A 19,228-nucleotide genomic window follows, 5' to 3' on the forward strand; every position below is an offset into this window, starting at 1 on the left:
AATAAACAGGAGAATAAATGTTAAAAGTATATTTAGCAGGTGAAATTCACACTAATTGGCGTGAAGAAATAATTGAAAATTGTAAAAAAGAAAATTTAGATATTCAATTTTCATCTCCTGTAACCGATCATGCATCCTCAGATGATTGTGGGGTTGAAATATTAGGCCCAGAGGAGAAAAATATTTGGAAAGATAGGAAAGGCGCTAATATCAATTCAATTAGAACTAAAAAGTCTATTAAAGATAGCGATGTGGTTGTTGTTAAATTTGGTGAAAAATACAAACAATGGAATGCAGCTTTCGATGCAGGATATGCATCTGCATTAAATAAATCACTTATTGTTATACAAAATGAAGATCATCAACATGCATTAAAGGAAATAGATGCTGCAGCCTCAGCTGTTGCCTCAGACCAAAAGCAAGTAGTTCGAATATTAAAATATGTATTAAGTGGATCTTTAAAGTAAATCCGATGAGTCTAAAATTTTAATGCCATTAAAAATAAGATACCATAAAAGCTTCCAACCCCACTCTTTAACAACTTATAAAGAAAAATGTTTATCCTTAATGGATTGGCGAGATAAATTGAACTTTGAAATAAAAGTAGTTAAAAATTTATGAGTAATTCACAAAATATAAAAAAAATTAACACATTGGTAGTGGGAGCAGGCCAAGCTGGTCTTGCAATAAGTGAACATCTATCAAACCATTCAGTAGAGCATTTAATTTTAGAAAAAAATCGTATTGTAGAAAGTTGGCGATCTTGCAGATGGGACTCTCTTGTTGCAAATGGACCTGCCTGGCATGACCGATTTCCAACTTTAGATTTTGAGGATCATTCACCTAACTATTTTGCTAAAAAAGATGTTGTAGTTTCTTATTTTGAAAAATTTGCAAAAAAAATTAATGTTCCAGTTAGAAGTAATGTAAATGTTGAAGAAGTATTAAGAGATAATAGTACTCAAAAATTTCTAGTTAAAACTTCTGAAGGAAATATTGAGGCTGATAATATTGTAGTTGCCACAGGTGCTTTTCAAAAACCCATCATTCCACCCATAGTTCCTGATAATATTGATGTAAACCAAATGCACTCTCAATTTTACAAAAATCCAAACCAATTAAAAGAAGGAGCTGTTTTGGTTGTTGGATCTGGTTCATCTGGATCACAAATTGCTCAAGAAATAATGTTATCAGGTAGAAAGGTTTATTTATCTATAGGTCCACATAATAGACCCCCTAGAAGGTATCGAGGAAAAGACAATGTATGGTGGTTTGGAGCTTTAGGAGTTTGGCAAAAAAAAACTCCTGATCCAAATACTCAACATGTTACAATTGCTGTCAGCGGTTATGATGGAGGTAAAACTATAGATTTTAGAAAATTTGCAAATCAAGGAATGTCCTTAGTGGGAGTAACTAAAAATTATGAAAATGGAAAATTATACTTTGAAAATGATTTAAAAATTAATTTAGATATAGGGGACCAAAGTTATTTAGCTGTTTTAAAACAGGCTGATGAATATATTGAGAAGAATAATCTAGATTTTCCTGAAGAACCTGATGCTAGAAATATTACACCTGATCCTGATTGTGTAACTAGCCCAATATTAGAAATAGATCTTAATAAAGAAAAAATAAAAACAATTATTTGGGCAACTGGGTATCAGTATGATTTTAGTTGGTTGAAAGTGGATACTTTTGATAAAGAGGGTAAACCCGATCACTATAAAGGGGTAGCAAAAGCTAATGGAGTATATTTCATTGGCTTACCATGGTTATCTATGAGAGGATCATCATTTATTTGGGGTGTTTGGCAAGATGCCAAGTATTTAGCTGAACAAATTTTCAAAAAAAATAATATATTAAATAAAATGATTAAAAGTAAATGACGCACAAAAGAATTAGAAAGTTTAATACTAAAGACACTTATCCTGAACAAAATCTTAATAACGATTTGTGTCAAGCGGTAGTAACAGAAGGTGGTAAAACAGTTTGGATGAGGGGGCAGTGTCCTCAAAACTTAGATGATGGGAGTAATATAGCTAGTATGGATCCAGCTGAACAAACTCATAAAGTAATGAAAAATATAAAACAACTTATTGAAGAAACCGGTGGAACAATGAACCATCTAGTAAAGATAGTTGTTTATATTACTGACATTAAAAATAGAGAAGCGATTTATCAAGTTATTGGTGAATATACAAAAGGTGTTTATCCAGTTTCAACAGGTTTAGTTGTTGAACGTTTAGCTAGACCAGAATGGTTAGTTGAAATTGATGCGACAGCGGTAATTCCAACATGACCTTTTCATTAATTGGAAGATGTGAGAAAACAAACATGGTTGGTGTTGCAATCTCATCGTCAAGTATAAGCGTTGCTAGTCGTTGTCCATGGGTAAGAGCAGGAGTGGGTGCAGCCTCAACGCAAAACGTTACTGATCCTAGCCTAGGAAAGCTCATGTTAGATTATTTAGAAAAAGGTTTAGAAGTTACAGAGGTAATTGATAAAATTATAAAGCAGGAAAAAAATATTGAATATCGACAATTACTTTTAATAGATAATAAAGGTAATACTTCTCAGCATACTGGATCAAAAATCCTAGGGATAAGTGGTCTAGAAAAGGGATCAAATTGTCTTGCGGCGGGCAATATGCTTAAGTCTGAAATGGTACCTAAAGCGATGGTTGATAATTTTAATAATAATCCAAATGTTCATCTCGCAGAAAGATTATTGCTTGCTCTTAAAGCAGGGTTAGATGAAGGTGGAGAAGAAGGACCAGTTCATTCTGCTGGAATTAAAGTTGCTGATAATACCCTTTGGCCACTTGTTGATTTACGAATTGATTGGTTGGAAAGCAAACCTATAGAGGAACTTTATAAACTATGGAAAGCGTTTGAACCTCAAATGAAAGATTATAAAACTAGAGCTTTAAATCCTTCTGAATCACCCAGCTATGGTGTTCCAGGGGACTTATAAACTCATGATCGAAAAAAAATCTTTAGATTTACTTAAAACATTAATTGGATTTGACACCACAAGTTTTAAATCAAATTTAAATCTAATTATGTTCATAGAAGATTATTTAAACCAATACAAAATTAAATCTGAGTTGGTTTATGATGAAACTAAAAATAAAGCTAATTTATTTGCAACCATAGGTCCTAATTCTTCAGGGGGTATTGTGCTTTCTGGTCATACAGATGTTGTTCCAGTTACTAACCAAAAATGGGACAGTGATCCTTTTCAATTAATAGAAAAAGATCAAAAACTGTACGGTAGAGGAACCTCTGATATGAAAAGTTTTATTGGTTTAGTTTTAAGTCGTGTTCCTCAAATAGTTGAAAAAAAATTATCTAAACCAATTCATCTTGCTTTCTCTTATGATGAAGAAATTGGATGTGTTGGTGTGCATGGTTTATTGGAATTAATTGAAAAAAAATCAATTAAACCTGATTTTTGTATTGTAGGAGAACCTACAAGTATGGAGGTGGTGATAGGCCATAAAGGAAAACATGCCTACAACGTTAAAGTTGAAGGGTTAGCATGTCATTCCGGGCAAGCACCGCATGGTGTTAACGCTATTAATTATGCTTCAAAACTAATTGATTATATTGATCAACTAAATAAAGAAAAATCAATTAATGGACCTTTTGATAATGATTATGAAGTTCCACACACTACTCTTCATACAGGCGTAATTAAAGGTGGAACTATTTTAAACATAGTACCTGATTTATGTGAATTTGAATTTGAAATAAGAAATTTAATAAACGACGATCCCTTACAATTGATTAATAAAATTGAAGATTATGCTAATGAAAAATTAATAACAGATATGCATAAAGTTTCATCTAAAACAGGGATTAGTTTCAATGAAAAAGTTAATTATCCAGCTTTAGACATGGGTGAAGATGTTGATCTTGTAAAAAAAATTAAAGGATTGTTAGGAAATAATAAACATAAAAAAGTTGTTTATGGAACTGAAGCTGGTTTGTTTAAAAATAGTTCTAATATACCAACTATTGTATGTGGACCTGGAAGTATAGATCAAGCACATAAGCCAAATGAGTTTATAAGTATTGAGCAAATTAATAGTTGTAGTAAATTTTTAGATAATTTAATTGATAACCATTAAGGATTTAAAACACGCATGATTGAATTGATAGATCTATTTTTTAATCAGTACTTAAGAATATTTGTAGTAGTTGTTCTAGTAGGTCTTATTCTATTTTCTTTATATTTTAAGTTTAAAGGTAAATAATTTTTTTAAAGCAATTAGACTCATGGTTCAGGATTTGTTACATTAAAACATAAAGGAGAAAATTATGAGCAAAGGATATTTGATAGCACATCTTAAAGAACACGATCAAGAAGGTATGGACAAGTTTAAACAAATGGCTGGCCCAACTATTGGAGAGCACGGTGGCAAAGTTCTAGTTCGTGAACCTAGTCCTGACGTAAGAGAAGGTGATAATCTAGGTACTGTTGTATTAATTGAATTTGAAAGTATTGATGCTGCTCGTGGATTCTATGAATCAGAAAAATACCAAGCGGCTAAAGCGGTAAGAGAATTAGCAGCCAAAGCTCATCTAGTTTTAGTTGAGGGGGTTTAAAATCAACCAATTAAAATATAGATTATGCTTACATATATAATTCCATTTATAATCTTGATCTTAGTTGTCGTGTTTATTCACGAGTATGGTCATTATTATTTTGCAAGAAAATATGGGGTAGGGGTTACTGATTTTTCAATAGGTTTTGGTCAAGAAATATTTGGTTGGAATGACAAGCATGGTACACGTTGGAAGATATGTTGGATCCCACTTGGTGGATATGTCAAATTTTTTGGGGATCGTAATGTTTTTTCTCAAGCAGATCATGAAAAAATATTAAAACAATATAATGAAGAAGACCAAGAAAAGTTATTTGTCATAAAACCATTATATCAACGAGCTTTAATTGTATTTGGTGGACCCTTAGCTAACTTTTTATTATCGATAGCAATTTTTTTTTGTATTTATACCTTTGTTGGTAAAGATTTTACTCCTGCGGTTATCAATGAAGTTCAAAAAGATAGCCCTGCAATGATTGGTGGGCTTAAAGATAATGATATTATTTTAGAAATTGATGGCAACAAAGTTGAAAGCATCATGGATGTCTCAAAATATATAACAACTTCAACAGGTGATGTTATTGATTTTAAAGTTGAGCGATTTGATCAAGAGTACTTACTTAGAATTAAACCAAATACAGTTTTAAGTGATGATAATTTAGGGAATAAAGTTAATAAAAGAATGGTTGGCATTAAACTTGGAGCAGTAAACAATCAAATTAACCATGTAAAACTTGGTCCTGCTCAAGCATTAATTCAATCTGTTAAAGAAGTGTACTTTGTAAGCACTTCCTCTCTTAAATATATCGGCACTATGTTAACGGGATCAGGGGATAGTTCACAATTAGGAGGACCAATCAGAATTGCTAAAATAACAGGTCAAGTTGCTGAAATTGGTATCTTACCTTTTATCTCTATTATGGCTTATATTTCAATAAGTCTTGGTTTAATTAACTTATTTCCAATACCAATGTTGGATGGTGGGCACTTAATGTTTTATGCATTCGAGAAAGTCTTAGGTCGTCCTTTATCTCAAAAAATTCAAGAAGGTTTTTTTCGAATCGGTATGTTTTTGTTGCTATCATTGATGTTTTTTACAACGTTTAATGACCTAAAAGACCTTGGTTTATTCAATTAAACTTATTTTATAAAACGTTAAAAAGATAAGTAAAATCAATACTTATTTCAATTACAACTAGATATTGTATATAAAAAAAATTAAGACACTAAAAAAAAGCTTGATTTAACAACGTTTATGACAAGTATAGAAATTAACCAACACAACCGGAGCTAAAATGAACAAAAAACAACTAGTAGCATCACTTTCAGGCTCATTAAATTTGAGTAAAGCTGATGCTGAAAGAACATTTGATACAATTACCAACACTATTTTAGATGCACTAAAAGGTGACGATACAGTAAAAATTGCTGGATTTGGAACTTATAAAGTTGCTAAGAGAAAAGCTAGAGTTGGAAGAAACCCGAGAACAGGTGAACAAATTCAAATCGCTGCTTCTCAAAAAGTAAAATTCTTACCAGCAAAAGCTTTAAAAGAAGTATTCAATAAATAATTATTTTTTTTTAACAGCCCTATCGTTTTTAAATACGCTTAGGGCTGTTTCTATATGCAAATACTGCATAGCAAATTTACCCTATCAGCGTTAGTTTTTTTTTAAGACCCAATTATAAGTTTTCTTATTAACGGGAGGTCTTATGAGACAATTAAAAAAAATAATAACAACAATTTCTCTAAGCTTTATAGTTTTATTTAGTTTGAGTGGAATAGTTAATGCAGAAACTACAATATCTGCAGAGGGCCAATATATTTTTAATACTTTAGCATTTTATATTGGTGCTGTTTTAGTCGCATTAATGGCAGCAGGTTTTTGTATGCTTGAATGTGGTTTGGTTACTACAAAAAGTGTATCAACAATTGCAGCTAAAAATGTTGGAAAATTTGCAATTTGTTCAATAGTTTTCTTTTTATTTGGTTATAACTTAGCCTATGGAATTCCAGAAGGTGGATTTATAGGTACCTTTACAACTTGGGGGGATAACTCAAGTATTGAAACAGGTTACTCAGATAGTTCTGATTGGTTTTTTCAAGCAATGTTTGTTTGTGCCACAGTATCTATAGTTTCTGGAGCAGTTGCGGAAAGAATAAAGATTTGGCCATTCTTTATATTTGCAACATTAATGGGTGGATTTATTTATCCAATTTCAATGGGCTGGCAATGGGGTGGTGGCTGGTTAGCAACATCTGGTTTTTCTGACTTTGCAGGTTCAACTTTAGTACACGCTTGTGGTGGAGCAGCAGCTTTAGCAGGGGTAATAGTTTTAGGTGCTAGAGAAGGTAGATTTGGCAAAAAAGGTGAAACTAAATCATTAGTACCTTTTGCAGCTTCAAGTATTCCTTTAGTTACATTAGGAACATTCTTTTTGTGGTTTGGTTGGTTTGGATTCAACGGATTTAGTCAACTTGCAATGGGAACATTTGATGATGTAACTGCTATTACTAAAATTGCAGTTAATACTCACTTAGCTGGTGCTGCTGGTGTAGTAACTGGTGCTGTAGTTACTAGACTACTTGATAGTAAAACAGATGTAGTAATGATGCTAAACGGAGCATTAGCAGGTTTGGTTGCTATTACTGCAGAACCACTAAGTCCTACTCCAGGTTTAGCAATTGTTATTGGATCTTTAGGTTCTTTAATTATGTACTTTGGTACAAAATTTTTAGAAAGAAGAGGACTTGATGATGTTGTAGGTGCTATTCCAGTTCATATGTTTGCAGGAATATTTGGAACATTAATAGTTCCATTTACTAATGCTGACACATCTTTTGGAACACAGTTTACAGGTGTGCTTGCAGTATCTTCTTTCAGTTTTATACTTTCATTTATTATATTTAAAGTTTTGAAAGCAACTGTTGGTTTACGAATTAGTAAAGAAGCAGAAAAACTTGGAACGGATGTTGCTGAGATTGGTGTAAGAGCATACGCAATTAGAGACTAATAAAATAACTTAACTTCTCTCTCTTTAAGTTAATAAATAGGCCCCTTGATTGGGGCCTTTTTATTTAGAAATATCTCTTAATGTATTTAAGACTTCTTTTGCGTGATCGTTAACTTTAACGTTATCCCAGATTTTTAAAATTTTACCCTTTTTATCGATTAAAAATGTAGTTCTAAGGACACCCATAAACTCTCTACCCATAAACTTTTTTTTACCCCAAACTTTATATTTTTTAAGCACCGTTAATTCTTCATCAGCTAATAAATCAAATTTTATCTTATATTTATCTCTAAATTTGTCGTGACTTTTTAAATTATCCTTAGAAATTCCATATACTTCACATTCTAATTTTTTAAATTTAGTAAGCAATTTATTAAAATCGTTAGTTTCAATAGTGCATCCTGGAGTGTCGTCTTTTGGATAAAAATATAAAACAACATATTTTCCTAAAGAATTTTTTAGAGAATAATTAGAATTATTAGTTGATGGTAAAGTGAAGTTAACTGCTTTCATTTTTATTTGACTCTATTTTCTATGAAGTTAAAAACTGTATCAGGTGTAAGTGTTTTCATGTTTTTTCTATCTCTAATCCAAGTATTATCTTTATAGTTCTTAGGTGTTATAAATTGTATTTTACTATATTTAAGTTCACTTATAGCATCATTTACTATTAATCCAAAAGACTCAACTCCCAGAGCAGCTGATAAATTTAAAGGTCCAGAATTGTTTCCAACATAAAACTGAGAATTTTTTATGGCAGTTATTACTCCTGTAAGATCTTTTTTTGAACAATCAATAAAATAATTTTTTTTAGATATTTTAATAATTTTTTTTGCTATGTGAGATTTATCTGGGCCACACACAAGATACACATAATCAAACATATTTTTTTTATGAAGTAATTCAGCAAGTTTTACAAAATCTTCCTCATACCACATTTTATAATCTTCAAAAGAATCTACACCGAATGCTATTTTTCTGCCATTAAGCAAAAGATCGGAATTTCTTTGATTAAATTCTTTTGTATCAAAATCTAATTGAGGATAGGGGTTATTTAAATTTACTTTATGTAATTTTAATAATTTTTTAGATTGCTCAGAATAATTTAATTTCCAATCATCATCATTTAAAAAAATATCTGTAGTAAGATATTTTTTTTGATTTCCAATACCAGGGCCAATTATATTTTTTATACCAGCTATTTTAGCTGCTATTGCTGGTTTATTAACTTTATCTAATATGTAAACATGACTGTATTTATTTTGATTATAAATTTGAACCAACTTCCAGACATCAATCCAATAAAAAATTCCTTTTCTGAAATTGTTATAATTAATATTATTAATATACTTTTCATTTTTTAATATTTTTTTTGCCTGCGTCTTTTCTCTTAATATTAAATCTACACTTTGATTATAGTATTCGCTTATGGCTTTTATATAAGGAAGCTGCCAAATTAAGTCACCTAACTTATGATGGGTATATACAATACAAATTTTTTTATTCATTAAATTTGATTTTTATTTCATCTCTTCTTTTAAAGTTTTTATAATCTAAATTTACTATAGGATATTTTCTTTTACTAAACACATTGTTTACCTTAATCTTCTTTGTGTTTAACAATGATAACTCTATAACTTTAGGGTTACTATATTCATCAATACCACCATAGTTATTTGCATGAATATGAATAATTTTTAAGTCCAATCCTTTTAAAAATTTTTTAATTTTATGAATGTTTTTATGTAAATCATGAAATTCAATAACTAAAAAAATTATTTTTTTCGAATTTTTTTTAATATCATTTAAGATCTTATATTCATCACCTTCTATGTCTATTTTTAAAAACACCTTCTCATAATTTTCTAAAATTGTAGAAATAGTTATTTCTTTCTCATTTTTTTTCTTAAATACAATCTTTTTAATGTAATGTTTTTTATTTTTTAAAAAAAAAAGACGATAATTTATATATTTAAATATATCTAAAATTTTAATTATTCTTAATTTCCTCAATAACAAAAAAGATATTATATCCTTTTTAAATCTTTTGATCCAAAAATCCTGATTAACCGTGTGATCAAATGTAGTTATTTGTGTAGTTGGCTTTTTTTTTAAAAAACTTTTTTCAAACTCCCAATCATCATTTAAACCACAGGTAATTAGTATATTTGTTTTGCTCAACACCCTCTTGTCTATTATATACCCGCCATCAGTTTTAGGACCAATTCTAATAAGATTTGATAGTTTAATATGATAAGGTTTTAGAAATTTTGGAAGCACAATTGTTTAATTTATTTTAAAATAACATATAATAAAATTAATGAATATAAAATCTATTCAAACTTTAGTAAGTGAAACTATGCAAGAAATCAAAACGATCAATGCAAATGAAGCTTTTGAAATGGTTAAAAAAAATAATTGTAATCTGATTGATATCAGAGAATCACGTGAATTAGAAAATACTGGTAAAGTTGAAAATTCAGTTCATGTAGCAAGAGGAATGTTGGAAATTTATTTGGATCCTAATAGTGCTTTATTTCAACAAGGTATTTTAGATCAAAATAAAGAAATGGTTTTATTTTGTGCTGGAGGCGTAAGATCTGCTTTAGCAGTTAAAGCTTTAAAAAATATGGGGTATGAAAAAATATCACATATCGAGGGTGGCTTTGGTTCAATTAGCCAAAGTAAATTCAAAATAGTATAATTTAATTTAATTCTTCAAGAGCATATTCTAGACGATCTTGTCCCCAAAAAATTTTATTATTAATAATAAAAGTAGGTGCTCCAAAGACTTCTTTTTCAAAAGCATCATTTGTAAATTTTTTTAAAGTATCTTTTATTGATTGCTGTTTGATTTTATCAAAAAAGATTTTACTATCTATTTTTAGATTCTCTAATAATTTTGAAATTTCTTTTTCTGATGATAGGTCTAAATTATCCTTCCAATAAGCATCAAAAAATATATTTAAGTAATCTTCTTTTTGACTTTCTTCTACAGAAAGATACCCACGCATTATCGATAGTGAATTTATTGGAAATTTAAAATTCCATTTAAAAGAAATATTATTTTTTTTTGAAACTAATTCACAATCACTTTGAAAATTTTTTATTTTATATTTATTAAAAGCAGGAGCATTAATTCCTGCTAGATTATGAAGACCACCTAATAAAATGGGTTTATAATTAAAAATAACTTTTTGATGTTCTTTGATTTTTTGTATTTTTTTATGAGCTATGTATGAATAAGGACTAATTATATCAAAATAAAAATCAATATAACTACTCATATAAGTTCATTCTTTTTGCATAGAAAATTCTGATGATCCAATAAAAGAATAAACCAATTGGTCCAATTAAATAAGTAATTATCAACGGGATTGCCACTAAGATCTTATTGATATAAAACTTTTGAGAATCTTTAACGATCCATCCACCTACAAATAGATTGATTGCAATAAAGTGTGTCCAAAAAAGCATTAGATACAAATGATCCTCAAATAGTCTAGAGAGGTCATCTAGTCCTAAGTATAATGTAAAATTACCAATAAAATCATAACCAATTAAATAAGATTTATATAAAACAAAAATATAAACACCACTTAATACAAATATTGGAAATATTGAGGCTACAAAAATTCTACCTAAATGGGATTGAGGAAAAAAAATTAGCATAAACCAAAATGGCAATACTCCTAAGTTGATCCACATATAAAGCATCTCGATTGAAAAATAGGTATAAATTTGTTCGATCATTTAGATATATTATATAAAATCTAACCATGATTCCTATAAGAAATAGAAAAAAAACACTGCAAGTAACTGTAGAAGAGATGAGAAATTTTGCATTTGCTTATGTTGAAAAATACGCACCTTCAAAACAGCAATTAAAAACTTATTTGCTGAAGAAATATATGAAGCTTTCTTCTTCTGATGTAAGAAAAAAAGACGTCAATAAATTGATCGATATTGTCCTTTCAGACCTTGAAAAGAGTAAATTTATAAATGATCAATTTTATTCTGAAAGCAAAGCAAAAAGTATGATTCAAAGAGGAAACTCTATTAACAAAATTAGAAACTACTTAATAGGAAAAGGAATTCATGATGAATTTATAAAAGATACTGTGGATAAAATTAAAGAAGATAACTCTGATCAAGATTTTTTTTCAGCTATAAAAATTTGTAAAAAAAAAAGAATAGGGCCAGCTAGAGCAGAAGACAATAGAACTTTGTTTTATAAAAAAGATATATCTTTATTAGCTAGAAATGGTTTTGATTTTGAAACCTCAAGAAAAGTAATGGATATAGAAAAAGATGAATATCTTAAAATAATTAATCTACTTTAGATTTTTTATCTTTTTTTTCTTCAACTAAGTTATTAATTTTTTGTCTTACATAGTTTTTAACAAATACAAAAACTAATAACCCAAAAATCGAAACAGAAACTATTATGATAAGTATAATTCTTAATTGTTCATCCATTATAATATATTTTTACTTTTTAAAATTAGACTTGGATTTTTAAGATCTTTTTTTCCATACAAAATTTCATTTCCATTAAAATCTGTAACAGTTCCTCCTGAATGAACTAGTATGGCATGACCAGCAGCTATATCCCATTCATAAGCTCTTGGTTCTGCAACATATCCATCATATTCACCAGCTGCAACTGCACAAAATTTTAGTGAACTTTTCATTCTCACATTTTCAACTACACCAATATCTTGATATATTTTTTGAATTTCAGGTTTAATTTTATTTGAATAAGAAATAAATTTAATAGGTCTTTTATTTTCAATAACTTTATCACTTAAATTTATAGTTTGTCCGTTAGTTAACTCAAAAGCACTTCCTTCTCCAAATGAATAAAACATTCTTCTTTTTGCAGGTGCATAAATTAATCCTGCTGCAGGCTTGTTATTGATTATTAAACCAGCATTAATTGTAAACTCTTCAAGGTTATTTATATAATCATAAGTTCCATCAATAGGATCAACCAACCAAAAATCTTTTAGTTGAGTATTATCTTTGTTATCAGAAGTTTCCTCAGATATTATTGGAATATTTGGTGTGATTTCAGATATATTTTTGGTGATAAATTTATTAACTTCAAGATCACCATTACTTACAGGTGTGTTGTCAGATTTTATTTCTTTTTTTAAACCTTTTTCTCTAAGAGTTATCGACATATCTCCAGCTTTTAAAAAAGGATCTACTAATTTTTCTATTATTCTTTTTATTTCCATTCTAAATTTATTTAATTCGTTTTAATTCTACATTTTTAGCATTGATTACTTTTTTTCCAGCATTTTCAAAATTGACTGTTACTTTATCATTTATGATAGACTGAACTTGCCCAATACCCCAATCTTTATTGTTTGGATTAGTGACTTTGTCACCTGGCTCATAATCTAAAATCATTTAATTTAACTTATATTGTAAATAAGTATAAATACCACCTTATGAATAAAGAATTAAACTCTATTGGAATTGATAAAAAGCCTGAGGATACGACAGTAGTTGTTGCTATGTCTGGTGGAGTAGATTCTTCAACAGTAGCCGGGATTATGAAAAATGAAGGTTATAAAGTTATAGGAATAACTTTAAAACTTTATGATGATGTAAAAGAAGTGGCTAAATCTAAACAATGTTGTTCAGGACAAGATATAATGGATGCAAAACGTGTTGCTCACAAATTGGGAATTGAACATAAAATTTTATATTATCAAGATAAGTTCAAGCAAGGTGTTATAGATAATTTTGTTGATAGTTATTTAAATGGTGAAACTCCAATACCTTGTGTTCAATGTAATCAAACAGTGAAATTTAAAGATTTATTTGAAGTCTCAAAAGATCTTAATGCAGATGCATTAGTAACAGGTCATTATGTAAAAAATATTACAGCAAATAACACCAACAATATGTATAGAGCAATTGATGAAAACAGAGATCAAAGTTATTTTTTATTTAATACGACACGTGAACAATTAGATTACTTAAGATTTCCTCTAGGTGGAATGCTAAAAGATAAAACAAGAGAGATTGCAAAAGAATTAGATTTAAATGTTGCTGATAAACCTGATAGCCAAGATATTTGTTTTGTACCCAACGGAGATTATGCATCAGTAATTAGAAAATTTAGACCAGACTCCTTTCAAAAAGGAAATATTAAGAATTTAGAAGGAAAAGTAATTGGTGTCCATGATGGTATTATTAATTTTACAATTGGACAAAGAAAAGGAATTAAAGTTTCTGATGTAGAGCCTCTTTATGTTTTAAAGATAAATTCAGATAATAACGAAATTATAGTTGGTCCAAAAGAAAATCTTGGAAAAAAAGACATATCTCTTAAAGATCTTAATTTATTAACTGATAAAAAAGATTTAGATCAAAATATATTTGTCAAAGTGAGATCTACAGGAAATCTTCTTGAAGCAAAAGTAGATCTAAAAGATGATAATACTGCCCATGTTAATTTGACCAATCCCGAAGATGGTATCTCACCTGGACAGGCATGCGTGTTCTATAGTAAAGACCAATTTGGTCATAGAGTGCTTGGGGGTGGTTGGATTAAAGAATAGAGGAATTATTTCTTCTTGTTTTTTCTCTTAGCTCTTCTTTTTTTTGAGCCCTGTTTTCTTCGGCCTCTGTGTTTCTTTGGGTAACTCATTTAATCCTATTTATTAATTTTATTGACGTTTTTTACGGGATATAGCATTCTCTTCTTAACATATCAAATTTTATTATGAGTAACTCTTTCAAGACATTTTTAAAGCATACTGCAAAAGACTTTCACAATCAGTCTGTTAATCCGCCGGTTGTTCGAGCCTCAACAATTATATTCAAATCAATGCAAGATATTCGAAAAATGCAAAATAAAGCAAAAAAAAACCCTACAGGTGGACACTTTGATTACGGTAGACAAGGAACTTCAACAACTCATATATTGCAGCAAATTTTATCCAAACTAGAAGAAAGTTATTTTACTTTTTTAACACCCACAGGTTTTGGAGCTGTTTTTCTTGCAATTTTTAGTGTTACAAGACCTGGTGATGAAATTATAGTAGCTGATCCAGTTTACAGTCCAACACGTTTGCTATCACAAGATTTTTTAAAAGAATTTAATATTAAAACAACTTTTTATGATCCACACAATCTTAAAACATTAGAAAAAGCAATTACGAAAAAAACTAAATTAATTTTTGTAGAAAATCCAGGAAGCAACACATTTGATTTTCAAGATTTAGGAAAAATTATTTCAATAGCAAAAAAAAATAAAATTTTAACTGCAATTGACAATACCTGGGGAACTCCATATTTTTTAAAACCCATTAAGCTTGGTTTTGATATGTCAATTGTATCAGCAACAAAATATTATTCTGGTCACTCTGATGTAATGGGTGGTAGCTTAGCAGTTAACAAAAAAGTTTTTGCTAAAGTTAAAGCTGCAGAAAGAGTAACTGGTTTAAGATTAGGTCCTGATGACGCGTATTTAATTACAAGAGGACTGAGAACTTTAGATGTTAGATTGGATCGGCACAGAGAAAATGCAAAAAAAGTGGCTGAGTTTTTATCTAAGTTTAAAAATATAAAATTATTGTATCCCTACAAAAAAGACTCTTACAATTTTAGAATGTGGAAAAAATATTATTCAGGTGCCTCAGGTTTGATGGGTTTAAGAATTAAAGCAAAGAGTGAAAAAGCAGTTGTTAAATTTGTAAATAATTTAAAATTATTTGGACACGGTTATAGCTGGGGTGGATTTGAAAGTTTGGCATTACACCAAAATGTTAGAGAACAAGGAAATAGAAGTTACCTAAAATTAGCAAAAAATGAACATATCGTTAGATTGCATATTGGACTTGAAGATCCTAGTGACCTTATTGCTGATATTAAGCAATCACTAAAACATTTAAGATAGATCTTAAATGTCAGCTGAAAAATTTATTAAAAATAAAACAGTCCTAATTACTCTAGTATCAGCTTGCGCGATTGTAATCATATCTCTTGGAATTAGACAAACGTTTGGAATGTTTTATTTTGATTTCTCAACTGACTTAGGAATTACTCTCTCACAATTTGGTTTTGCCTTAGGACTTCAAATGCTTCTTTGGGGTGTTTTTGGTCCATGGTTTGGTGTTATCACAGATAAGTATGGCGGACATATAGCTGTATCTATTGGTTTTGTTTTTTATCTAGCAGGTATTTTATTGCTTTACTCACAGTATAATACAGGCCTATATTTTGTAACTGCTATAGGTGTGTTAATTGGTGTTGCACTTGGAGCAACAGCGATAAGTATTCCAGTTTCAGTTGTTGCAAAGCATTTTCCTGAGTCTAATAGAACTTTAGCTATGGGAATTGTTACAGCTTCAGGCTCATTTGGATATTTTATATCTCCAGTATTTGTAAGATACTCGCTTGTTGAAAATGGGTGGGAAAATACTCTTTTAATTTTTGCAGCATTTATTTTTATAGGATTAATTTTAGCTTTCTTTCTAACTACGCCAAAAAATGTTGCTGGAGGTAAAATAAATGATAACCAAACTGCTATTGAGGCTTTAACAGAAGCTTTTAATAATAAAAGTTTTATTTATTTAACTTTAGGTTTTTTTGTTTGTGGATGGCATATAACCTTAGTTGCAACGCATATCCCTGTTTATATAAGTGATAGGGGATTACCTGAATGGTGTACAGTCACAATCTTATCAATGATAGGTTTGTTTAATATATTTGGAACACTTACATCTGGATATTTAGCTCAAAAATTTAGCAAAAAAATAATTCTTAGTATAATTTATTTAGCAAGAGGTTTAGTAATTGCTATATTCATTTTTCTTCCACCTAGCCCCATCATAGCTATATTTTTTGGTATGGCTTTTGGTTTTCTTTGGCTTTCAACGGTTCCTCCTACAATGGGGTTGGTAGGCTTTATATTTGGCACAAAATATATTGGACTATTGTATGGTATTGTTTTTTTGAGTCATCAAATTGGTTCTTTTTTTGGAGCATACCTTGGAGGAGTATTCCATGATTTATACGGGTCATATGATTATGCTTGGTACATATCTATTGCTTTATCTGTCTTCGCAGGCTTGATACATCTACCCATAACAGAAAAACAAGTTGCAAGACTTCAAACAGTTTAGAAAATTGATTAGAAAAAATTATTTAGATAGAATTAACGATTCAAATAAACCTTATGTAATCTACAAAAAAACAAAAGGTTTTGATCTTTATACTGATTTTTCAAAAAAAATAATTTTGAATAATAGAAATATAAAAGAATTTTTAAACACAAAATTTAAGCTTAAAAAAAATTATAAAAATACAGATTTATTAATAGGCTTTTTTGGGTACGAATTATTGAATAACCTTATAGGGGTTAAATTACCAAAACAAAAAAGTATAAATTTTCCAAGAGGAATTTTTTATAAACCAGAGTCTAAAATAAGTTTAAAAGAAGATCTTATTTTTCAATCAAATAAAACTAGGAAAATAGCTAAAAATTTTAAGATAAACATAAATCAAAATTCCTATACAAAAATTTTTAATAAGTTTAAAAAGAAAATAAGATCTGGTGAGACATATCAGATTAAAATATGCACAAAATACAAGAATAAATCAAAAATAGATCCTTTATATTTTTTTTGTAGACTTGCCAAGTCTAATTTAGCCCCTGAAGCTTTTATGATTAAAGATAAAAACTTCTCAATTATAAGTTGTTCACCTGAAAACTTGATTACAAAAAAAGGTTTATCTATATCAACAAAGCCAATAGCTGGAACTTTAAGAAAGACTAAAAAAATAAACAAAATAAAAGCATTAAATTTTTTTAGAAACAATCTTAAGGAGACAAAAGAGCATAATATGATTGTTGATATGGAAAGAAATGATCTTTCAAGGATTTGTGTTCCAGGAAGTGTAAAGTTAAAAAAAGAAAAATATGTTGAAGAATATAAAGATCTTTATCACTATGTAAGTTTAATATCTGGTAAACTCAAAAAAGAAGTAGAGAATATTGATATTATAAAAGCTATGATGCCCGGTGGTTCTGTAATTGGTTGTCCAAAAATAAACACTCTTAATCTCTTAAACAACCAAGAAAAAGAAAATAGAAATATATATACAGGCAGTTTTGGTTTCATAAAATTTAATGGAGATATGAGATTTAATATTATTATTAGATCTATATTAAATTACAAAAATATTTCTGAAATTTCAGTTGCTTCAGGTGTTGTAATAGATAGCAACGCAAAACATGAATTTAATGAAAATTTTATTAAAGCAAAAGCATTAATAGATTTATATAAATGATATATGTAATTGATCACAAAGACTCATTTACTCATAATGTTGTTCACCAATTATCTTTATTTGATGATGTGGAATGTGATGACTTTAGTAAAATTGATAAATCGAAATTAAATCAAGCATCTACAATTGTTTTTTCTCCAGGACCAGGTTCACCCAAAGATTACCCTTTAACTTCAAAGATTTATAAAAAATACAAAGGAAAAAAAAGAATAATTGGAGTTTGTCTAGGATTTCAGCAAATATTATTTTCTGAAGGTGCTGAAATAGTTCAGCAAAATAAAATTTATCATGGTTTCCAATCAGAAGTATTAGTAAATAAATCAAGCAATTTATTTGATGCAGGAACTAAATTTAAGGTTGGTCGTTACCATTCTTTAAAATTAAAAGAACCTTTTTATGCAGAAAATTTTGACATAACGATGAGATGTGTTATTTCAGAAGCCGCAATGTCATTTGAAAATAACATTGATAAAATTTATGGATTTCAATTTCACCCTGAGTCATTTTTAACTTTAAATGGTAAATTACTTATTAAAAAAATCTTATCGGCTTAAAGATCTTAAAGAAATTGAATTTAATGATCTTTGGGGAGGTCATGGTGTATTCTCAACAATGTGGATATTTGATAAACCATCAAAAATTCTTTTTTTTAACGAACACATTAATAATCTCATTAAATCGTCAAAGACCTACTCAATATTTAAAAAAACTTTGAAGAAAGATATTTTAAATATAATAAATGAAAATTTAAATTCAAAGACCAATTATAATCACTTATTAAGAATAGCTCTAAATAAAAAAACTTTATCAATTTCATTGAGAAAACGTATTAAACCCAAATTAAATTTTGATTTAAAACTAGTTAATTTAAAAAGACAAAAACCTGAATTTAAAAATTTAAAATATAAAGAAATATTAAAACATTTAACAAAACTAGATAATTCAAGAGCAGATATTGGACTATGTTCAAATAATAAAATTTTTGAAACAGGAACTTCTAATTTACTTTTTGTGAAAAATGATAAAGTTTTTTCACCAATAAATAAATTTTATAAAGGTATCACTTATAAATTTTTTAGATCTAAAATTAAAAAGATTATAAAAAAAGATATTTCCATCAATTCTTTAAAAGAGTTTGATGAAATTATTTTAATTGGTTCTGGAAAAGGAGTTGCCTCAGTTAAAACCATTAATCAGATAAAATGGAATAGAAAAAATTTAAAATTTTATAATATTCTTTCTAGACATTACAAATCTGCTATTAGCAACTGCAAAAGATACAGCTAGTCA

Annotated in this window: 25 protein-coding genes; 17 read left to right on the forward strand and 8 right to left on the reverse strand. The window is 28.7% G+C overall.

All coding sequences use genetic code 11. The features are described 5' to 3' along the window. Positions 1-17 precede the first annotated feature (17 nt). The 9 genes from ACIJYC_RS02190 to ACIJYC_RS02230 all read left to right on the forward strand — a co-directional run bounded on the left by ACIJYC_RS02190 (position 18) and on the right by ACIJYC_RS02230 (position 7,624). A complete protein-coding gene (locus ACIJYC_RS02190) occupies positions 18-467 on the forward strand; it encodes a YtoQ family protein (protein WP_435167322.1) in 450 nt (149 codons plus the stop codon). A 150-nt stretch (positions 468-617) separates the two neighbouring features. Continuing rightward, positions 618-1,886, forward strand: a complete 1,269-nt coding sequence (locus ACIJYC_RS02195) for a flavin-containing monooxygenase (RefSeq protein ID WP_435167324.1) — start codon at positions 618-620, stop codon at positions 1,884-1,886. Next, a complete protein-coding gene (locus tag ACIJYC_RS02200) occupies positions 1,883-2,299 on the forward strand; it encodes a RidA family protein (RefSeq protein ID WP_435167327.1) in 417 nt (138 codons plus the stop codon). Before ACIJYC_RS02195 ends, ACIJYC_RS02200 begins: the two co-directional genes overlap by 4 nt. Beyond that, positions 2,296-2,973: a DUF1028 domain-containing protein gene (locus ACIJYC_RS02205; protein ID WP_435167330.1), complete on the forward strand. Its 678-nt coding sequence runs from the start codon at positions 2,296-2,298 to the stop codon at positions 2,971-2,973. Before ACIJYC_RS02200 ends, ACIJYC_RS02205 begins: the two co-directional genes overlap by 4 nt. Before the next feature lie 4 nt (positions 2,974-2,977). Beyond that, positions 2,978-4,132: an acetylornithine deacetylase gene (gene argE / locus ACIJYC_RS02210; RefSeq protein WP_435167333.1), complete on the forward strand. Its 1,155-nt coding sequence runs from the start codon at positions 2,978-2,980 to the stop codon at positions 4,130-4,132. A 190-nt stretch (positions 4,133-4,322) separates the two neighbouring features. Continuing rightward, a complete protein-coding gene (locus tag ACIJYC_RS02215) occupies positions 4,323-4,610 on the forward strand; it encodes a DUF1330 domain-containing protein (RefSeq protein ID WP_435167336.1) in 288 nt (95 codons plus the stop codon). A gap of 24 nt (positions 4,611-4,634) precedes the next feature. Continuing rightward, positions 4,635-5,747, forward strand: coding sequence for an RIP metalloprotease RseP (gene rseP / locus ACIJYC_RS02220; RefSeq protein WP_435167339.1), 1,113 nt, complete (start codon positions 4,635-4,637; stop codon positions 5,745-5,747). 157 nt (positions 5,748-5,904) lie between these two features. Continuing rightward, entirely contained in the window at positions 5,905-6,180 is a 276-nt protein-coding gene (locus tag ACIJYC_RS02225) for an HU family DNA-binding protein (protein ID WP_271491587.1), read from the forward strand. A 142-nt stretch (positions 6,181-6,322) separates the two neighbouring features. Beyond that, positions 6,323-7,624, forward strand: a complete 1,302-nt coding sequence (locus ACIJYC_RS02230; RefSeq protein ID WP_435167342.1) for an ammonium transporter — start codon at positions 6,323-6,325, stop codon at positions 7,622-7,624. Positions 7,625-7,684: 60 nt separating this feature from the next. Here the strand turns inward: ACIJYC_RS02230 and ACIJYC_RS02235 are convergent, their stop codons facing one another. The 3 genes from ACIJYC_RS02235 to ACIJYC_RS02245 are packed head-to-tail and all read right to left on the reverse strand — an operon-like array spanning position 7,685 to position 9,904. Beyond that, a complete protein-coding gene (locus ACIJYC_RS02235) occupies positions 7,685-8,137 on the reverse strand; it encodes a peroxiredoxin (RefSeq protein WP_435167345.1) in 453 nt (150 codons plus the stop codon). Positions 8,138-8,139: 2 nt separating this feature from the next. Next, positions 8,140-9,132 carry a glycosyltransferase family 9 protein gene (locus ACIJYC_RS02240; protein WP_435167348.1) on the reverse strand — a complete coding sequence of 331 codons (993 nt, stop codon included), beginning with the start codon at positions 9,130-9,132 and terminating at the stop codon, positions 8,140-8,142. After that, entirely contained in the window at positions 9,125-9,904 is a 780-nt protein-coding gene (locus ACIJYC_RS02245) for an FkbM family methyltransferase (protein ID WP_435167350.1), read from the reverse strand. The genes ACIJYC_RS02240 and ACIJYC_RS02245 overlap by 8 nt, the downstream gene beginning before the upstream one ends. Before the next feature lie 40 nt (positions 9,905-9,944). On the opposite strand from ACIJYC_RS02245, the gene ACIJYC_RS02250 reads away from it, so the two are divergent. Beyond that, entirely contained in the window at positions 9,945-10,328 is a 384-nt protein-coding gene (locus ACIJYC_RS02250; RefSeq protein ID WP_435167353.1) for a rhodanese-like domain-containing protein, read from the forward strand. A gap of 1 nt (position 10,329) precedes the next feature. Here the strand turns inward: ACIJYC_RS02250 and ACIJYC_RS02255 are convergent, their stop codons facing one another. Together ACIJYC_RS02255 and ACIJYC_RS02260 are read right to left on the reverse strand one after the other, a co-directional pair. After that, complete coding sequence (locus ACIJYC_RS02255) at positions 10,330-10,911, reverse strand: 2-hydroxychromene-2-carboxylate isomerase (protein WP_435167356.1); 582 nt, start codon at positions 10,909-10,911, stop codon at positions 10,330-10,332. Further along, complete coding sequence (locus tag ACIJYC_RS02260; protein ID WP_435167359.1) at positions 10,904-11,377, reverse strand: ABA4-like family protein; 474 nt, start codon at positions 11,375-11,377, stop codon at positions 10,904-10,906. The genes ACIJYC_RS02255 and ACIJYC_RS02260 overlap by 8 nt, the downstream gene beginning before the upstream one ends. A 26-nt stretch (positions 11,378-11,403) precedes the next feature. On the opposite strand from ACIJYC_RS02260, the gene ACIJYC_RS02265 reads away from it, so the two are divergent. Beyond that, a complete protein-coding gene (locus ACIJYC_RS02265; RefSeq protein WP_435115446.1) occupies positions 11,404-11,967 on the forward strand; it encodes a regulatory protein RecX in 564 nt (187 codons plus the stop codon). Here ACIJYC_RS02265 and ACIJYC_RS02270 read toward each other — a convergent pair. The 3 genes from ACIJYC_RS02270 to ACIJYC_RS02280 are packed head-to-tail and all read right to left on the reverse strand — an operon-like array spanning position 11,954 to position 13,042. After that, positions 11,954-12,103 carry a hypothetical protein gene (locus ACIJYC_RS02270; RefSeq protein ID WP_435167362.1) on the reverse strand — a complete coding sequence of 50 codons (150 nt, stop codon included), beginning with the start codon at positions 12,101-12,103 and terminating at the stop codon, positions 11,954-11,956. The genes ACIJYC_RS02265 and ACIJYC_RS02270 overlap by 14 nt on opposite strands. After that, complete coding sequence (locus ACIJYC_RS02275; RefSeq protein ID WP_435167365.1) at positions 12,103-12,867, reverse strand: 3'(2'),5'-bisphosphate nucleotidase CysQ family protein; 765 nt, start codon at positions 12,865-12,867, stop codon at positions 12,103-12,105. The genes ACIJYC_RS02270 and ACIJYC_RS02275 overlap by 1 nt, the downstream gene beginning before the upstream one ends. Before the next feature lie 7 nt (positions 12,868-12,874). After that, the gene (locus ACIJYC_RS02280; protein ID WP_435115438.1) at positions 12,875-13,042 is read right to left on the reverse strand and encodes a DUF3553 domain-containing protein; all 168 of its coding nucleotides are present in this window, start codon (positions 13,040-13,042) and stop codon (positions 12,875-12,877) included. Positions 13,043-13,083: 41 nt separating this feature from the next. Here ACIJYC_RS02280 and mnmA point away from each other — a divergent pair, with 41 nt between their 5' ends. From mnmA to ACIJYC_RS02310, 6 genes are all read left to right on the forward strand, one after another. Further along, a complete protein-coding gene (gene mnmA / locus ACIJYC_RS02285; RefSeq protein ID WP_435167367.1) occupies positions 13,084-14,202 on the forward strand; it encodes a tRNA 2-thiouridine(34) synthase MnmA in 1,119 nt (372 codons plus the stop codon). 164 nt (positions 14,203-14,366) lie between these two features. After that, the gene (locus ACIJYC_RS02290) at positions 14,367-15,542 is read left to right on the forward strand and encodes a trans-sulfuration enzyme family protein (protein WP_435167371.1); all 1,176 of its coding nucleotides are present in this window, start codon (positions 14,367-14,369) and stop codon (positions 15,540-15,542) included. 7 nt (positions 15,543-15,549) lie between these two features. Next, positions 15,550-16,770 carry an MFS transporter gene (locus tag ACIJYC_RS02295; protein WP_435167374.1) on the forward strand — a complete coding sequence of 407 codons (1,221 nt, stop codon included), beginning with the start codon at positions 15,550-15,552 and terminating at the stop codon, positions 16,768-16,770. 4 nt (positions 16,771-16,774) lie between these two features. After that, a complete protein-coding gene (locus ACIJYC_RS02300; RefSeq protein WP_435167377.1) occupies positions 16,775-17,938 on the forward strand; it encodes a chorismate-binding protein in 1,164 nt (387 codons plus the stop codon). Next, positions 17,935-18,492: an aminodeoxychorismate/anthranilate synthase component II gene (locus ACIJYC_RS02305; RefSeq protein ID WP_435167380.1), complete on the forward strand. Its 558-nt coding sequence runs from the start codon at positions 17,935-17,937 to the stop codon at positions 18,490-18,492. Before ACIJYC_RS02300 ends, ACIJYC_RS02305 begins: the two co-directional genes overlap by 4 nt. Beyond that, on the forward strand, positions 18,455-19,225 hold the full coding sequence (locus tag ACIJYC_RS02310) for an aminotransferase class IV (protein WP_435167383.1): 771 nt from the start codon (positions 18,455-18,457) through the stop codon (positions 19,223-19,225). Before ACIJYC_RS02305 ends, ACIJYC_RS02310 begins: the two co-directional genes overlap by 38 nt. Positions 19,226-19,228 lie beyond the last annotated feature (3 nt).

Source organism: Candidatus Pelagibacter bacterium nBUS_28 (assembly GCF_051200915.1).
Lineage (GTDB): Bacteria > Pseudomonadota > Alphaproteobacteria > Pelagibacterales > Pelagibacteraceae > Pelagibacter.

Bases quoted from the DNA above. Each gene is read 5' to 3' on its own strand.
- ACIJYC_RS02190 (WP_435167322.1), top strand. From the start codon at position 18: ATGTTAAAAGTATATTTAGCAGGTGAAATTCACACTAATTGGCGTGAA.
- ACIJYC_RS02195 (WP_435167324.1), top strand. From the start codon at position 618: ATGAGTAATTCACAAAATATAAAAAAAATTAACACATTGGTAGTGGGA.
- ACIJYC_RS02200 (WP_435167327.1), top strand. From the start codon at position 1,883: ATGACGCACAAAAGAATTAGAAAGTTTAATACTAAAGACACTTATCCT.
- ACIJYC_RS02205 (WP_435167330.1), top strand. From the start codon at position 2,296: ATGACCTTTTCATTAATTGGAAGATGTGAGAAAACAAACATGGTTGGT.
- argE (WP_435167333.1), top strand. From the start codon at position 2,978: ATGATCGAAAAAAAATCTTTAGATTTACTTAAAACATTAATTGGATTT.
- ACIJYC_RS02215 (WP_435167336.1), top strand. From the start codon at position 4,323: ATGAGCAAAGGATATTTGATAGCACATCTTAAAGAACACGATCAAGAA.
- rseP (WP_435167339.1), top strand. From the start codon at position 4,635: ATGCTTACATATATAATTCCATTTATAATCTTGATCTTAGTTGTCGTG.
- ACIJYC_RS02225 (WP_271491587.1), top strand. From the start codon at position 5,905: ATGAACAAAAAACAACTAGTAGCATCACTTTCAGGCTCATTAAATTTG.
- ACIJYC_RS02230 (WP_435167342.1), top strand. From the start codon at position 6,323: ATGAGACAATTAAAAAAAATAATAACAACAATTTCTCTAAGCTTTATA.
- ACIJYC_RS02235 (WP_435167345.1), bottom strand. From the start codon at position 8,137: ATGAAAGCAGTTAACTTCACTTTACCATCAACTAATAATTCTAATTAT.
- ACIJYC_RS02240 (WP_435167348.1), bottom strand. From the start codon at position 9,132: ATGAATAAAAAAATTTGTATTGTATATACCCATCATAAGTTAGGTGAC.
- ACIJYC_RS02250 (WP_435167353.1), top strand. From the start codon at position 9,945: ATGAATATAAAATCTATTCAAACTTTAGTAAGTGAAACTATGCAAGAA.
- ACIJYC_RS02255 (WP_435167356.1), bottom strand. From the start codon at position 10,911: ATGAGTAGTTATATTGATTTTTATTTTGATATAATTAGTCCTTATTCA.
- ACIJYC_RS02260 (WP_435167359.1), bottom strand. From the start codon at position 11,377: ATGATCGAACAAATTTATACCTATTTTTCAATCGAGATGCTTTATATG.
- ACIJYC_RS02265 (WP_435115446.1), top strand. From the start codon at position 11,404: ATGATTCCTATAAGAAATAGAAAAAAAACACTGCAAGTAACTGTAGAA.
- ACIJYC_RS02270 (WP_435167362.1), bottom strand. From the start codon at position 12,103: ATGGATGAACAATTAAGAATTATACTTATCATAATAGTTTCTGTTTCG.
- ACIJYC_RS02275 (WP_435167365.1), bottom strand. From the start codon at position 12,867: ATGGAAATAAAAAGAATAATAGAAAAATTAGTAGATCCTTTTTTAAAA.
- ACIJYC_RS02280 (WP_435115438.1), bottom strand. From the start codon at position 13,042: ATGATTTTAGATTATGAGCCAGGTGACAAAGTCACTAATCCAAACAAT.
- mnmA (WP_435167367.1), top strand. From the start codon at position 13,084: ATGAATAAAGAATTAAACTCTATTGGAATTGATAAAAAGCCTGAGGAT.
- ACIJYC_RS02290 (WP_435167371.1), top strand. From the start codon at position 14,367: ATGAGTAACTCTTTCAAGACATTTTTAAAGCATACTGCAAAAGACTTT.
- ACIJYC_RS02295 (WP_435167374.1), top strand. From the start codon at position 15,550: ATGTCAGCTGAAAAATTTATTAAAAATAAAACAGTCCTAATTACTCTA.
- ACIJYC_RS02305 (WP_435167380.1), top strand. From the start codon at position 17,935: ATGATATATGTAATTGATCACAAAGACTCATTTACTCATAATGTTGTT.
- ACIJYC_RS02310 (WP_435167383.1), top strand. From the start codon at position 18,455: ATGGTAAATTACTTATTAAAAAAATCTTATCGGCTTAAAGATCTTAAA.